This window comes from Streptomyces sp. NPDC059010, from assembly GCF_042740355.1.
GTDB lineage: Bacteria > Actinomycetota > Actinomycetes > Streptomycetales > Streptomycetaceae > Streptomyces.
In genome coordinates, this window is record NZ_JBHYJA010000040.1 from 57,522 (window position 1) to 72,398 (window position 14,877).

Annotated in this window: 11 protein-coding genes; 9 read left to right on the forward strand and 2 right to left on the reverse strand. The window is 71.9% G+C overall.

From position 1 onward, the window contains the following. The first annotated feature begins 5 nt into the window (after nt 1-5). From ACFWYS_RS34315 to ACFWYS_RS34335, 5 genes are all read left to right on the forward strand, one after another. Nucleotides 6-2,087 (forward strand): tetratricopeptide repeat protein, encoded by a 2,082-nt coding sequence (locus tag ACFWYS_RS34315; protein ID WP_384777276.1) that lies wholly within the window; start codon nt 6-8, stop codon nt 2,085-2,087. A 144-nt stretch (nt 2,088-2,231) separates the two neighbouring features. Next, complete coding sequence (locus ACFWYS_RS34320) at nt 2,232-3,509, forward strand: aspartate kinase (protein ID WP_272114448.1); 1,278 nt, start codon at nt 2,232-2,234, stop codon at nt 3,507-3,509. Further along, nucleotides 3,506-4,558 (forward strand): aspartate-semialdehyde dehydrogenase, encoded by a 1,053-nt coding sequence (locus tag ACFWYS_RS34325; RefSeq protein WP_384777279.1) that lies wholly within the window; start codon nt 3,506-3,508, stop codon nt 4,556-4,558. Before ACFWYS_RS34320 ends, ACFWYS_RS34325 begins: the two co-directional genes overlap by 4 nt. Before the next feature lie 498 nt (nt 4,559-5,056). Beyond that, nucleotides 5,057-5,662, forward strand: coding sequence for a SigE family RNA polymerase sigma factor (locus ACFWYS_RS34330; RefSeq protein ID WP_384777282.1), 606 nt, complete (start codon nt 5,057-5,059; stop codon nt 5,660-5,662). A 92-nt stretch (nt 5,663-5,754) separates the two neighbouring features. Then, nucleotides 5,755-6,783 carry a hypothetical protein gene (locus ACFWYS_RS34335; protein WP_384777347.1) on the forward strand — a complete coding sequence of 343 codons (1,029 nt, stop codon included), beginning with the start codon at nt 5,755-5,757 and terminating at the stop codon, nt 6,781-6,783. 52 nt (nt 6,784-6,835) lie between these two features. Here ACFWYS_RS34335 and ACFWYS_RS34340 read toward each other — a convergent pair whose 3' ends face one another. Next, complete coding sequence (locus ACFWYS_RS34340) at nt 6,836-7,684, reverse strand: SURF1 family protein (RefSeq protein WP_384777285.1); 849 nt, start codon at nt 7,682-7,684, stop codon at nt 6,836-6,838. A 143-nt stretch (nt 7,685-7,827) separates the two neighbouring features. On the opposite strand from ACFWYS_RS34340, the gene ACFWYS_RS34345 reads away from it, so the two are divergent. After that, the gene (locus ACFWYS_RS34345; protein WP_384777288.1) at nt 7,828-9,669 is read left to right on the forward strand and encodes a prolyl oligopeptidase family serine peptidase; all 1,842 of its coding nucleotides are present in this window, start codon (nt 7,828-7,830) and stop codon (nt 9,667-9,669) included. Between the two features lie 79 nt (nt 9,670-9,748). Here ACFWYS_RS34345 and ACFWYS_RS34350 read toward each other — a convergent pair whose 3' ends face one another. Beyond that, a complete protein-coding gene (locus tag ACFWYS_RS34350) occupies nt 9,749-11,668 on the reverse strand; it encodes an NAD-binding protein (RefSeq protein WP_384777351.1) in 1,920 nt (639 codons plus the stop codon). Between the two features lie 182 nt (nt 11,669-11,850). On the opposite strand from ACFWYS_RS34350, the gene ACFWYS_RS34355 reads away from it, so the two are divergent. From ACFWYS_RS34355 to ACFWYS_RS34365, 3 genes are read left to right on the forward strand one after another with little or no spacing between them, the layout of a single operon-like run. Then, nucleotides 11,851-12,891: a permease gene (locus ACFWYS_RS34355; protein ID WP_384777291.1), complete on the forward strand. Its 1,041-nt coding sequence runs from the start codon at nt 11,851-11,853 to the stop codon at nt 12,889-12,891. After that, nucleotides 12,888-13,634 carry a TIGR03943 family putative permease subunit gene (locus tag ACFWYS_RS34360; RefSeq protein ID WP_384777294.1) on the forward strand — a complete coding sequence of 249 codons (747 nt, stop codon included), beginning with the start codon at nt 12,888-12,890 and terminating at the stop codon, nt 13,632-13,634. Before ACFWYS_RS34355 ends, ACFWYS_RS34360 begins: the two co-directional genes overlap by 4 nt. 38 nt (nt 13,635-13,672) lie before the next feature. Next, nucleotides 13,673-14,743: a trypsin-like peptidase domain-containing protein gene (locus tag ACFWYS_RS34365; protein WP_384777297.1), complete on the forward strand. Its 1,071-nt coding sequence runs from the start codon at nt 13,673-13,675 to the stop codon at nt 14,741-14,743. Nucleotides 14,744-14,877 lie beyond the last annotated feature (134 nt).

Genomic DNA, 14,877 nt, shown 5'->3' on the forward strand with positions numbered 1-14,877 from the left:
CGTCAATGGTGGACGTGTCGGGGGAGCGGGCGGTCGGGGTCGGCGGGAGCGCGGCCAATGTCGCCACGGGGGATCACGCCGTGCAGTTCTCCCAGCGGATCGACGAGGCGACCGTATTGCCTGCGGAGGCCCTCGTGCCGATGGGGGAGTTGGGGAATCGGCTGGTCAAACTGCCTTCTCCCACGAGGTTGTTCGTGGGGCGGGACCGGGAACTCGCACTGCTGGACGGGGCGTCGGGCGTGGTGTGCGTGCACGGGCTCGGGGGGATCGGCAAATCCACGCTGGTGGCGAAGTGGGCGCGGCGCGTGGCGGCTGATCTCAATCCCGTGTGGTGGATCACCGCCGACACGCCCGCCGCGATCGACGCGGGGCTGACCGGGCTCGCGATGGCCATGCAGCCGGAGCTGGTGGACGTACTGCCTCAGCAAGCCCTGCGCGAGCGGGCGTTGCAGTGGCTGGCCACGCACGACGGCTGGCTGATCGTCCTCGACAACGTGAGTGAACCGGCGGATCTGCTGCCGTTGCTGGAGCGGACGCCGGGCGGACGGTTCGTGATCACCAGCCGACGGGGGACAGGGTGGCATGGGATGGCCACGTGTGTGGACCTGGACGTGCTCGACACCGGGCACGCGGCGGAGTTGTTCGAGCGCATCTGTCCGGGCGGGGACGGTGCGGACGTGTCCGAACTCGTCGGGGAACTGGGGAACCTGCCGCTGGCGGTGGAGCAGGCGGCGGCGTTCTGCCGGGAGGCGGGGACCTCGGCACGGCGGTATCTGGAGCTGCTGGCCGAGTATCCGGCCGACATGTTCGGGACGGCGGCCGAGGGCGGGGACCCGGAGCGGACGGTGGCCCGGGTCTGGAGGGTGACGCTGAGCCGGCTGGCCGAGGGCGGTGGGGCGTCGGTCGTCCTCCTGCACGTCCTTGCCTGGTTCGCGCCGGACGGCATTCCCAGGAGCCTGCTGGAGTCGGGGGCGAATCCGGTGGAGCTCACCCGTGCACTGGGCCGCCTCGCCGCCCACAGCATGATCTCGATGCGGGGGGACACGGTCTCCGTCCACCGCCTGGTGCAGGCCGTGGCCCGGACGCCCGGTGAGCACGCGATCTCGGGGCCCGAGGGGATCGTGACCTACCGAAACCAGGCGATCCGGCTGCTCCTCATGGCCCTGCCCGAGCAGTCCGAGGAGGTCGGCACGTGGCCCACCTGGCGTGCTCTGATCACTCATGTCGAGGCGTTGGTCGACCATGTGAAGGCGGACGACGACACGGAGGAACTGGGCCGCATCGAGACCGTTGCGGGGTCGTTCCTCATGGCTCAGGGGGAGGCGCGACAGGCGATACGTCTCCTGGACCGTGCCTTCAACACCTTCGTACGGCTGTTGGGCCCCGAAGACCCCGCAACGCTGGTCGTGGCAACGGGCCTTGCCCAGGCACACGCGGCGGCGGGGAACTTCTCCGTCGCGATCCCCCTGCTGGAGCGGACATGCGAGGACGGCGCGCGGCTCCTGGGCGAGGACGACCCCCAGCTCGGGATGCTGTACGGCTGCCTCGGGAACGTGCATTACGACGCCGGCAACTGGGTGGTCGCCATGGACCTGTACGCGCGCTCGCTGCGTCAGCTGCAGCGCACCGCGGGCCCCGACGACCTCCGCACGCTCAGAGCCCGGGTCGCCTTGCTGACCAGTCTCGTCGCGGTGGGTGACGCGACGAGTGCGGTGTCCCCACTACGGCAGTACGTGGCGGAGTCCGTACGCATGCTCGGGGAGGATCATCCGGCGACGCTGACCGCCCGCAACAACCTTGCCGCGGCCTATCAGGACTCCGGGGACATGGAACGGGCGATCGAGCTGCTGCGTCGCAGCGCCGACGATCACGCGCGCGTGCTGGGCGCGTCCCACTGGCAGACCTTGGCGTCGCGCCAGAACCTTGGATGTGCATACCACCGGGCGGGCAGAGCGAGCGAGGCCGTCGCCGTCCTTGAACAGGTCCTGGACGACTGCGTGCGCAGCCTCGGTGAGGATCACCAGGACACCCGCAAGGTCCGCGCCGACCTGGCGGAGGCCCGAAAGAGCCTGTCACCCCCCGAGTGACCTGCCCCACTTTCCGGAGTGCGGGGCTGCTCACCGGGCAGACACGACCCCGAGCGACTGAATCTCACCATCTGGGAACCCCAAGGTCGAATTCGGACGCTCGGTAAACTGAGCCGACACACACGGACTGAGCGAGGAGCGCACGTGGGCCTTGTCGTGCAGAAGTACGGAGGCTCCTCCGTAGCCGATGCCGAGGGCATCAAGCGCGTCGCCAAGCGGATCGTGGAAGCCAAGAAGAACGGCCACCAGGTGGTCGCCGTGGTTTCCGCGATGGGCGACACGACGGACGAGCTGATCGATCTCGCCGAGCAGGTATCCCCGATCCCTGCCGGGCGCGAGCTCGACATGCTGCTGACCGCGGGAGAGCGGATCTCCATGGCCCTGCTGGCCATGGCGATCAAAAACCTGGGCCACTCCGCCCAGTCGTTCACCGGCAGCCAGGCAGGTGTCATCACCGACTCGGTCCACAACAAAGCCCGGATCATCGACGTCACACCGGGCCGGATCCGTGACTCGCTGGACGACGGCAACATCGCCATCGTCGCCGGGTTCCAGGGCGTGAGCCAGGACTCCAAGGACATCACCACGCTGGGCCGTGGCGGGTCCGACACCACCGCCGTCGCGCTGGCCGCCGCCCTCGACGCCGAGGTCTGTGAGATCTACACCGACGTCGACGGCGTGTTCACCGCCGACCCGCGCGTGGTCAAGAAGGCGAAGAAGATCGACTGGATCGCCTTCGAGGACATGCTGGAGCTGGCGGCGTCCGGCTCGAAGGTGCTGCTCCACCGGTGTGTGGAGTACGCCCGTCGTTACAACATCCCGATCCATGTGCGGTCCAGCTTCAGTGGGCTGCAGGGCACGTGGGTCAGCAGCGAGCCGATCGAGCAAGGGGACAAGCAGGTGGAGCAGGCCATCATCTCCGGTGTCGCGCACGACACCTCCGAGGCCAAGGTCACGGTCGTCGGCGTGCCGGACAAGCCGGGCGAGGCGGCCGCGATCTTCCGCGCGATCTCCGACGCCGAGATCAACATCGACATGATCGTGCAGAACGTGTCCGCGGCCTCCACCGGTCTGACGGACATCTCCTTCACGCTGCCGAAGTCCGAGGGCCGCAAGGCCATCGACGCCCTGGAGAAGAACAAGGCCGGCATCGGCTTCGACTCCCTGCGCTACGACGACCAGATCGGCAAGATCTCCCTGGTCGGCGCCGGTATGAAGACCAACCCGGGTGTCACGGCCGACTTCTTCAAGGCGCTGTCCGACGCGGGCGTGAACATCGAGCTGATCTCCACCTCCGAGATCCGCATCTCGGTCGTCACCCGCGCCGACGACGTCAACGAGGCCGTCCGCGCCGTGCACTCCGCCTTCGGCCTGGACTCCGACAGCGACGAGGCCGTGGTCTACGGAGGCACCGGGCGATGACTCACCGACCGACGCTCGCGGTCGTGGGTGCGACCGGAGCCGTCGGCTCGGTCATGCTCCAGATCCTGTCCCAGCGCGCGGACATCTGGGGTGAGATCCGTCTGATCGCCTCACCGCGCTCGGCCGGCCGCAAGCTGGCCGTGCGCGGTGAGGAGGTCGAGGTGGTGGCGCTCACCGAGGAGGCCTTCGCCGGGGTCGACGTCGCGATGTTCGACGTACCGGACGAGGTGGCCGCCCGCTGGGCGCCGATCGCCGCCGCCAAGGGCGCGGTGGTGGTCGACAACTCGGGCGCCTTCCGGATGAACCCGGAGGTGCCCCTCGTCGTTCCCGAGGTCAATCCGCACACCGTACGGATGCGGCCGCGCGGCATCGTCGCCAACCCCAACTGCACCACCCTCTCCATGATCGTGGCCCTGGGCGCGCTGCACGCCGAGTTCGGGCTGCACGAGCTGGTGGTGTCGTCCTACCAGGCGGTGAGCGGGGCCGGGCGGGCCGGCGTGGAGACGCTCCGGCAGCAGATGTCCCTGGTCGCGGGCACGGAACTGGGGACCACCCCCGGCGATGTACGGCGGGCCGTCGGCGACAACACCGGGCCGTTCCCGGAGCCGGTCGCGCTGAACGTCGTCCCGTGGGCCGGGTCGCTGCGCGAGGACGGCTGGTCGTCGGAGGAGATGAAGGTGCGGGACGAGTCCCGCAAGATCCTCGGGCTGCCGAAGCTGCCGGTCGCGGTGACCTGTGTGCGGGTGCCGGTGCTGACCGGGCACTCGCTGACCGTGCACGCCCGCTTCGAGGGCGAGGTCACCGTCGCCAAGGCACGCGAGATCCTGGCCACCACACCCGGGGTCGTGCTCTACGACGACCCGACGGCCGGGGAGTTCCCGACGCCCGCCGATGTGGTGGGCACGGATCCGACCTGGGTCGGCCGGGTGCGGCGCGCGCTCGACGATCCCACGGCGCTCGAACTCTTCGTCTGCGGCGACAACCTGCGCAAGGGCGCGGCGCTCAACACCGCGCAGATCGCGGAGCTGGTGGCGGCGGAGTTCGTGTGAGACCGGCCTCGTGCCGTAAATCTCCCTGGGGCCTGACGGAATCGTTTGTAGGATCTATGTGAAAAGTGTGAGCCGATCGATGGTCCGGACCACTTGAACCGGGCACCGTCGGCAGCCGAAGATTTTCCTCCCCGCTCTGCAACCGCTTGCAGGGCGGGGAGCGTCTTTGCGGTCGCCCTCATGGGGCGTGGAGACGCGTTTTTCTGGCGTGGGGACGCCATGGGCCGGGCGTGGGGACGCCCAGTTCATCTGGGACATAAAGGAAGAGCGGGTAGGCATGTGGGCGTTTGACGCACGGTCAGCTGTGCTGCCTGGCACGAGACGGCCGGCCGCGGGGGCCGGAGGGTCGGTTGCGGGGACTGTCGCAAAAGTGACGTCCGGCACGTACAACCCTCGCGGGGGGAGACGTGTCCAACTGGCGTGGCAGAGGTACTCGACTTCAGTGCGGCGACCCGCGGAACGGCCCTACGGCCGCCCCGCCGGCCCGTCAGACCCCGCATGTCCGGCACGGCCGGCGGCATGCCGGTGATCGCGCCCATGCCCGCAGCGCGGCCGACCCGCGTTCCCAGTCAGCGCGACGGCGCCGAGCACGCCGAGAACGCCGCGGCGGCCGGCACGACCGTCGACCATCTCACCGAGACCTACCGGGCGCACTACCGCTCGCTGCTGGGGCTCGCGGCTCTGCTCCTCGACGACACCGCCTCCTGCGAGGACGTCGTCCAGGAGGCGTTCATCCGCGTCCACTCCGCGCGCAAGCGCGTCCGTGACCCGGAGAAGACGCTGGCCTACCTCCGCCAGACCGTCGTCAACCTGTCCCGCTCCGCCCTGCGCCGCCGGATACTCGGACTGAAGCTGCTGTCCAAGCCGATGCCCGACATGGCGAGCGCGGAGGAGGGGGCCTACGACCAGCTGGAGCGCGACTCGCTGATCAAGGCCATGAAGGGCCTGCAGCGACGGCAGCGCGAGGTACTGGTCCTGAGGTACTTCGCGGACATGACCGAGGCGCAGGTCGCCGAGACGCTCGGCATCTCCCTGGGCTCGGTGAAGGCGTACGGCTCGCGCGGCATCGCGGCGCTGCGGGTCGCCATGGAGGCACCGGCATGAGCGACGACCATGACGGCCGGCGTGAGCCCCTGGGGTGGCCGGACACGCCGTACAAGCAAGAGCCGAAGCAATCGCACGCTGGGAACGGAACTGTGAACCACGGCCCCGACGACCAGGGCCCCGACGGGCTCGACTCGGACGAGCTGGCACTGCGCCGCATGCTGCAGCACGCGGTCGACGAGATCGAGCCGCGCGACGGCACGCTGGACCATCTGCGGCGGGCGGTACCCGCACGGCGGGCGCGCAAGCGGCAGGCCCTCGTCGGTATGGCGGCCGCGTGCCTCTTCGTCGGCACCGCCGTCCCGGCCCTGGTGCACGTCTCCAACGTCACCGACGCCAGCGTCAACTCGTCCAACGCCGGCCATGGCGAGCAGGCCCAGGGCGGTGCCGGGCACGGCAAGGAGACGGAAGGCGGCGAGAGCACCTCCGGCGGCTCCTCGGGCAAGACCCAGGACCAGGGCAAGGGGAGCGACAAGGAGGAGGACAAGGGCACGGGCACCGGTCCGGGCACCGGCTCCGGCAGGCCCGACAACCCCATGGCGACCACCCCGGCGGGCGTGTCGGCGTGCACCGCCGAGCAGCTCGTCAAGGCCGCCGAGACGGCCGACGTCCCCGACTCGGCCGGCACGGTGTACGGCACCTTCCGCTTCAGCAACGGCTCCGCCGCCGACTGCATCGTGAGCAGCCCGGGCACCGTGAGCTTCGCGCCGGGTGGCGCGGCCGACGCCACGAAGATCTCCGTGGCCCGGCATGTCGCCGGTGACGCGGCGGCGGGTCTGCCCGACCCCTCCCAGGAACTCACCTCGCTCGTCCTCAAGCCGGGCGACTCGTACGCGGTGAAGTTCGCCTGGGTCCCTTCGGAGACCTGCCCCACGACGCCCGACCCCACGACCGACCCCACGCCCGACCCGACCCCGACCCAGGACACCGGCACCACGGAGGGCACCTCCACGGGCGGCGACACGGGCACCTCCACACAGCTGATGACGGGCGAGACCACGGCCGACGGAAGCGTCACGATCACCAACACGACGGAGGCGGGAGCGCCGACGGCCGCGGTGACGGTGTCCAACGCGTGCGCGGGAACCATCTACTGGACGGGTGTGCTGACGGGGGTGTAGGTCCTGCGCTGACGGGGGTGTAGGTCCTGCGGGGCGGCGGCTGAAGCGGCTGCTAGGAGGCGTTGGCCCGCTCCTGCGGGCGCCCCTCGTTCTCGCCGCCCGCGCCGTCCCCGCCGTCCGCACCGCCCGCGTCGTCCGCGTCCTGAGGCACCAGCCCCAGCTCTGCGTCCCGGGCGAACTCCACCTCGCGGCGGAGCAGGCGGAACCACATGAAGACCACGAAGCCCGCGAAGACGAACCACTCACCGGTGTAGCCGAGGTTCTGGAACGCCTTGAGGTCGAGGCCGGTGTCGTTGGCGGCGGCCACCGGGACCGGCTTCATGCCGGAGTCGGCCTCGGCGAGGGTGACCCAGGCGTCGTAGACGTCGTACGGCACCAGGTTCACCAGCGACGCCGCGCTGATCGCGCCCGTCTGACCGGACGGCAGGCCACCCTGTGACGGCACGCCGTTCTCGCCCGGCACCTCGGAGGCCTGGAGCGCGCCGGTGACCGTGACCTCGCCGGTGGGCGCGGCGGGGGCCTCGGCCCGGTCGGCGTCGCCGGGCAGCCAGCCCCGGACGACCGGCAGGGCCCTGCCGTCGTCGGTGCGCAGCAGCGTCATGACGTAGAAGCCGCGCTTGCCGTCCAGCTCCCGGTCGGGCACGAGCAGCTGCTTGTCGTAGCGTCCGTGCGCGGTGACCTGCCTGCCGACGGTCGCCTTGTCCACGGGCAGCAGCTCGGCCAGCGGACGGGCCGCCTCCTGCTTGTTCTCCGCGGCCTGCTCACCGGCGTTGCGATGGTCCTCGACCCGTGCCTCGAACCGGCTCAGCTGCCAGGACCCCATGAACACGCAGAAGGGGATGGCGAGCAGTACGAAGACGTTGATCCCCCACCAACGGGGCGTCAGCAGAAACCGGTACACGCCCTCAACGGTACGGGGCTGCCGCGCCGGGCTCGGCCGCGGGGTCGGAAGCCGTGGAGGTCGTGGAAGGGAACGCCGCGAAGTTATCCACAGGCTGGGGACCTCGGCAGCGGATTGTCGGTCGGGCCAGGCACTATGGGGCCATGACTGAGAGCCACGGGTCCGATTCACGGGATCACGACATGCAGGACGAGGCCGTGCGGGACAAGGGCATGCCGGACTGGGAGAAGCGCTTCCGGGCGCCCCGGGTGTCGCTGCCCGACTGGGCGGAGGACGCCCCGGACCGCTCCTTGTTCGTGTCGAACGCCACAGGGACCTACGAGCTGTACGCCTGGGACCGCGCGACGGGTGAGCAGCGCCAGGTCACCGACCGGCCGAACGGCACGACGGACGGTGTGCTCTCCCCGGAGGGCGCGTGGATCTGGTGGTTCGACGACAAGGACGGCGACGAGTTCGGCGTCTGGCGCCGCCAGCGCTTCGACGGCGGCGAGGACGAGCTCGCGGCACCGGGCCTGGACCCGTCGTACCCGGCGGGCCTGGCCCTGGCCCGGGACGGCCGTACGGCGGTCGTGGGCCGCTCGACGGACGAGGACGGCACGACGATCCATCTGGCCAGGGCCGCCGAGCCCCCGGTGGAGATCTACCGCCACCGTGAGTCGGCGGGCGTCGGCGACCTCTCCCACGACGGCACGCTGATCGCCGTCGAGCACACCGAGCACGGCGACGCGATGCACTCGGCCCTGCGTGTGCTGCGCCCCGACGGCACGGCGGTCGCCGAGCTCGACGACACCAAGGGCGGCACCGAGGAGCTGGGCCTGGAGGTCCTCGGCTTCGCCCCGGTGGACGGTGACGCGCGCCTGCTCATCGGGCACCAGAGGCGCGGCCGCTGGGAGCCGCTGGTGTGGGACGTGGCGACGGGCGAGGAGACGGACCTCGCGCTGGAGCTGCCCGGTGACGTGAGCGCCGAGTGGTACCCGGACGGGACCGGTCTGCTCATCGTGCACAGCTTCGAGGCGCGCAGCGAGCTGTTCCGCTACGACCTGGCCCGGCGTGAGCTGGAGCGGATCCCGACCCCGGCCGGCTCGGTGTCCGGGGCGACGGCCCGCCCGGACGGCAGCGTGGAGTATCTGTGGTCGTCGGCGGCGGAGCCGTCGACGGTGCGCTCGACGACGGGCCGCGTGGTCCTGGACCCGCCCGGCATGAAGTCCCCCGGCTCGGTCCCGGTGGAGGACGTGTGGGTGGAGGGCCCGGGCGGCCGCATCCACGCCCTGGTGCAGCGGCCGGCGGGGGCGGCGGGCCCGCTGCCGACCGTCTTCGACATCCACGGCGGCCCCACCTGGCACGACAGCGACTCGTTCGCGGCGGGCCCCGCGGCCTGGGTGGACCACGGCTACGCGGTCGTACGCGTCAACTACCGCGGCTCGACGGGCTACGGCCGGGCCTGGACGGACGCCCTCAAGCACCGGGTCGGCCTGATCGAGCTGGAGGACATCGAGGCGGTCCGCGAGTGGGCGGTGACGTCGGGCCTCGCCGACCCGGCCCGTCTGATCCTGACCGGCGGTTCCTGGGGCGGCTACCTCACCCTCCTGGGCCTCGGCACCCGGCCGGACGCCTGGACCCTGGGCATCGCGGCGGTCCCGGTCGCCGACTACGTCACGGCGTACCACGACGAGATGGAAGCCCTGAAGGCCATGGACCGCACGCTCCTCGGCGGCACCCCGGAGGAGGTTCCGGAGCGCTACGAGGCGTCGTCACCGCTGACCTACGTCGACAAGGTGACGTCCCCGGTCTACATCTCGGCGGGTGTGAACGACCCACGCTGCCCCATCCGCCAGATCGACAACTACGTGAAGCGCCTGGAGAACCGGGGCGCGACCCACGAGGTGTACCGCTACGACGCCGGGCACGGGTCACTGGTGGTGGACGAGCGGATCAAGCAGGTACGGCTGGAACTGGACTTCGCGGAGCGGCATTTGAGCAGCTGAGCGTCCCTGCCCGTCCCTGAGGGATGGGACGGGCGAGCGGCGGGGGCGGAGAGAACGGCCTGCCCCCCGCCCGCTCGGCCTACGCCCCCGCCCGCTCCCGGGACCGCCTGCCCAGCAGCTCCGCCAACCCCCGCCGGGTGGCGGCCAGTACGACCCGGTCGTTCTTCTGGAGCACCTGAGTGTCCGGCAGGTCCCATTCCCACCCCGACGCCCCGTCGCCGGCCCGGTTCTCCTCGTAGGACTCCTCCGCCGCCGGTTCCTCCCGGCGTTCCTCCCGAGGCGTCCGGTCCACCGCGAGCACCCGCCAGGAGCCCGGCCGGAAGGCCTCGCCGACGGTCTTGTCCTCCAGCTGGGGATGACCGGCCACGTCCACGGCGGCGAACAGCAGCACCCGCCGCTCGACGGGAATCGCCCCCAGGATCTGCCGCCCCATCATCGCCCCGGCGAACGCGGGCGCGGCCAGATGCGTCACGCTGCGGCTGCGGGTGGACGCATGGGGGTGCGCGGCGCGCAGGGTGCGGTACACGGCGGTGGCGAAGTCGTCGTCGTACAGCCGCAGCACCACGCGAAGATCGGGGCGTACGGACCGTGCGTACAGCGCGGCCTCAAGGTTCGTGGTGTCCGCGCTGGTCACGGCCAGCAGCGCATGCGCCCGGTGGATCTTGGCCGCCTCCAGGACGCCCTCCTGTGTGACGTCCCCGAGCACCACCGGCACCCGCAGCCGGCGGGCCGTGGCGAGCCCGCGCGCATCGGGGTCGGCCTCGACGCACACCACGGGAATGTTCAGCTCCCGCAGCCGTGTCAGCACCCGGGTGCCGATCTTCCCCAGCCCGAGCAGCACCACATGGCCACCGAGCCCGCGCGGCGGTTTGCGCAGCGCGGACGTGGTGCGGAAGGTGCCGAGGGCCTCAAGCACCGCGGCCAGCAGCACCGGAAGCAGCAGCAGGCCCATCAGGCCGGACAGGAGTTGCAGGATCTGCCGGGCCAGGTTCTGGTGGAGCGCGGGTTCGTTGATGGCGAAGAGGTCGAGGAGGGTCATGTAGGTGGCGTAGAGCGGGTGTTCACCGGTCACCACCGTCAGCGCCACGGCCAACGCCGCCACACACCCCACCAGCCCGGCCAGCGACCACCGCAACCGCCGCGAGAACAGCGAGCCGAACGACGGCAGGAGACCCCGCCCGCCCCCGCTCGACGGCATCGAGGGACCAACGTACGAGACCTGCTCCAGGACGACCGTCCCCCGCCCCGTGGCCTCCCGCACCGCCGCCGCCTCCGGCAGCAGCAGCGGCCCCTGCTCCCCGTTGCCGTCCGAACCGTCCGCTCCGGCCGGTTCGTTGCTGGACAGCACGGCCAGCGTGGCCAGCCCGGACGGAGGTGACTGACCGGGCCGCAGCGGCGGACGCTCCACGGCGCGCAGCAGCAGACCGTCGGTCTGTACGACCTTGGTGGTGCCGACGACGGCGGTCGCGGCCAGCGCGGGGGCGGCCGTGTCGGCGTCGGACAGCACGGTGGTGGAGGCGTCCAGCCCCGCGTCGCCGACACCGGTCGCCAAGGTGGCGGCCTGGTCGAGGAGTTCCTCGATGTGCTGTCCCAGCCGGCGGTTGTACAGGCGCAGGACGAGCCGCAGCCGGGGGTTGAGGCGGCGGGCGGTGAGGGCGGCGCGGATGTTGGTCTCGTCGTCGTCATAGACGAGGGCGAGCGCGTCGGCCCGTTCCACGCCCGCCTCGGCGAGCTTGGCCTCGGTGGCCTCCGCGGCCTCCACCACCCGTACGCTCCCGGCCGGTTCGGCACCGCCCACGGCGCCACCGCCCGCCCGGTTGACGGCCGCGCTGACCATCCGGTCCAGCAGCGCCGCCGACGCGGCCCTGGCCCGGCCCACGACGGGTGGTCGTTCCGTGCGCTGGGAGGGCGGCACGACAAGCGTGACCTGCTCGCCGTACACCCCGCGCAACTCGGCGGCCAGCCGGTGCGCGAGCCCGTCGTCGCCGCACACCACCATGTGCGCGGTGGTGTCACTCGCCATGCCCTGATTCGGAACGCTCCCCACGAGGGGAAAGACTGCCGGATAGTGACGGGTGGTTCCAGAAGCGGCGGTTCCGCGACTGAACGCCCGGGCCCCTCCGGCCGTACCGGAGGGGAGGGAAACCAGCGCCCTTCCGCACCACCGGAGGTACCTCGCCCGTGGCGACCACCAGAGCGGCCCCGCAGTCCCCACCGGGAACGGACGGCGGGACCGAAGACCGAAGGGACCCCCGGCGGACCGCGGAAGAGGGCCGGCACCTCAACTCCCCCCTCTTCCTCACCATGCTGCTCCTGACGCTGGTGCTGCTGCAGAGCCCGATCCGCCGCGCGCTCTCCGCCCCGGTCATGCAGAGCTGGACGACGGTGTTCGTCGCGGTGATCGTCCAGGCGCTGCCCTTCCTGGTCCTCGGTGTGCTGCTCTCGGCGGCGATCGCGGTGTTCGTCCCGCCGTCCTTCTTCGCCCGCGCCCTGCCCGGCCGCCCCGCCCTCGCCGTCCCGGTCGCCTCGGCGGCGGGCGCGGTGCTGCCGGGCTGCGAGTGCGCGTCCGTGCCGGTGGCCGGGGCGCTGGTCCGGCGCGGAGTGACCCCGGCCGCGGCCCTGGCGTTCCTGCTGTCCGCCCCGGCGATCAACCCGATCGTGCTGACGGCGACGGCGGTCGCCTTCGCCGGCAACCCGGAGATGGTCCTCGCCCGCCTGGTCGCGAGCCTGCTGGTGGCCTGCACGATGGGCTGGCTGTGGCTGCGCCTGGGCCGCACCGACTGGCTGAAGCCGCCTTCCCATCCGTCCCACGAGGGCCAGACCAGGGGCGAGGCCTTCTGGGGCTCCGTCCGGCACGACGTGATGCACGCCGGCGGCTTCCTGGTGATCGGCGCGATGGCGGCGGCCACCCTCAAGGCGGTGGCCCCGGAGAGCTGGCTGCGCGCGGCGGCCGGCAACCCGGTGCTGTCGGTCCTCGCCCTCGCGGTCCTCGCCGTCGTCCTGTCGATCTGCTCGGAGGCGGACGCGTTCGTGGCGGCGTCACTGTCGCAGTTCTCGCTGACGGCCCGGCTCACCTTCCTCGTCGTGGGCCCGATGATCGACCTCAAACTGTTCGCGATGCAGGCGGGCACCTTCGGCCGCGCCTTCGCCCTGCGCTTCGCCCCGGCCACCTTCGCGCTCGCGGTGGCCGTCTCGGTCCTCACGGGGTGGGTGATCCTGTGAACCGCCAGGCCCAGTCGGCCGTCCTGTTCCTGCTCGGCGCGTCCCTGCTGCACGCCGGCACCACCGACCTCTACCTGCGCTACGTCAAACAGGGCCTGCGCCCACTGGTACTGGCGGCCGGCGCGGTACTGATCGCGGCGGCGGTGGCGACGGTCTGGTACGAACGGAAGCGGGCGCGCCGCGAGCAGCCGGCCGACCATCAGGACAGCCACGGGCACCACGACCCCCACCCCCACCTCGAACCCCGGGTCGCCTGGCTCCTGGTCCTCCCCCTCTTCGCCCTGATCCTGGTCGCCCCACCCGCCCTCGGCTCCTACAGCGCCACCCGCACCGGCACCGCCCTCCAGGAACCCCTCGCCTACCCGGCGCTCCCCGCCGCTGACCCCCTGCCCCTGAGCGTCGTCGACTACGCGGGCCGCGCCGTCTACGACCACGGCCGTACCCTCCAGGGCCGCCGGGTCCAGCTCACCGGCTTCCTGGCCCTGGACCACGACGGCACCCCCTACCTCGTCCGCATGGCCCTCAACTGCTGTGCCGCGGACGCACAGCCGGTCAAGGTCGCCCTCACCGGCCAGGTCCCGCCGGTCCTGCAACCGGACACCTGGCTGCGGATCACCGGCACCTACACCGCGCGCCGCGCCGAGGACCCGGTCAACGGCGGCCCGATCCCGTTCATCGAGGTCACGGAGGCGAAGCCGGTGACGGCGCCGAAGGATCCGTACGACGAGAGCTGGAACAACTGAGCCGCGTACCCCTGACCCCCGAGGGGTAGGGGGCCGCTGTGGGGGAGCGGGCGCGGGGACTGGAGGCGGCGCGGGTCGCCGAGATACTGGTGCGGCGGCCGGACGGGCTGCCCGGGCGACGCGGTTCCGGATACCGGGTCGGCGGGGCGACCGTGCTGACGGCCGCCCATGTCGTCGCGGGCCCGCTCGCATCGCTCCGGGTGCGCTTCGACGCGGACCGCCCGGGGGAGTGGAGCGCCGCCGCCCGCGTCGTGCTGCTGGCCGAGTCCGCCGACGTGGCGCTGCTGGAGATCACCGGCCTCCCGGCCGACGCGCCCCCGGCCGGTCCACCCCCCTACGCGGCGGTGCCCGACGCCGATGTGACGCTGCCCTTCAGCGCGATGGGCTTCCCCCGCTTCAAGCTCCGCGAGGACACCGCGCACCTGCTGGACGACGGATCGCCCAGTCAGTACCGGGACTCGTGCCATGTCTCGGGCACGGTCTCCGTGCTCTCCAACCGCCGTGAGGGCACCCTGGAGCTGGCCGTCGTCACCCCGCCCGCCGACGTCGAGCCGGACCGCTCGCCCTGGGAGGGCATGTCGGGTGCCGTGGTGTGGTGCGGCGGCCGGGTGATCGGCGTGGTGCGGGCCCATCACCGCTCGGACGGCCTGGGCAGGCTCGCGGCCGGACGGGTGGAACGCTGGTACGACACACTGACCCCCGCCGAACTGGAACTGCTCCGGCATTACGGCGGACTGCCCCCGCGCCCAGCGCTCGCCCTCGCCGACGCCGCCCAGGGCGCCCGCCCGGTCCCCGCCCTCACCGGCCTGCCCGCCGATCTGCCCCTGCGTGAACTGGCGGAACTCGTCGACGCCCTGACGGCCCTTCCGATGCTGCGCGGCGGCACCGGTACGACCCTTCTGCTGGACAGCATCGACGACCGCGTCGCCGCCCACAGCCCCCGCGACCCCAGGCTGCGGATGGACGTCTACGGCATCGTCCGCACCTGTCTGCGCTACCCGGGCACCCTCGACCAGCTCCTGGAAGCCGTACGTCTGCTGGAGGGGCCGTCGCCGGAGGTGGACCGCATGGACCGGGCGGCGGCCGGGCTGGCGCGGCGCGGCTTGTGACGTGGCGCGACGGGTGATGTGGCGCATCGGGTGACGTGGCGCATCGGGTGGAGCGACCGCCCGTTTGCCCCTGGCACGTCCCTATGGCGCGGTCCGTTCGATGACTTGATGTCGTGGGCGCGGCCGGGACATGG

Bases quoted from the DNA above. Each gene is read 5' to 3' on its own strand.
- ACFWYS_RS34350 (WP_384777351.1), bottom strand. From the start codon at position 11,668: ATGGTGGTGTGCGGCGACGACGGGCTCGCGCACCGGCTGGCCGCCGAG.
- ACFWYS_RS34315 (WP_384777276.1), top strand. From the start codon at position 6: ATGGTGGACGTGTCGGGGGAGCGGGCGGTCGGGGTCGGCGGGAGCGCG.
- ACFWYS_RS34325 (WP_384777279.1), top strand. From the start codon at position 3,506: ATGACTCACCGACCGACGCTCGCGGTCGTGGGTGCGACCGGAGCCGTC.
- ACFWYS_RS34345 (WP_384777288.1), top strand. From the start codon at position 7,828: ATGACTGAGAGCCACGGGTCCGATTCACGGGATCACGACATGCAGGAC.
- ACFWYS_RS34330 (WP_384777282.1), top strand. From the start codon at position 5,057: ATGTCCGGCACGGCCGGCGGCATGCCGGTGATCGCGCCCATGCCCGCA.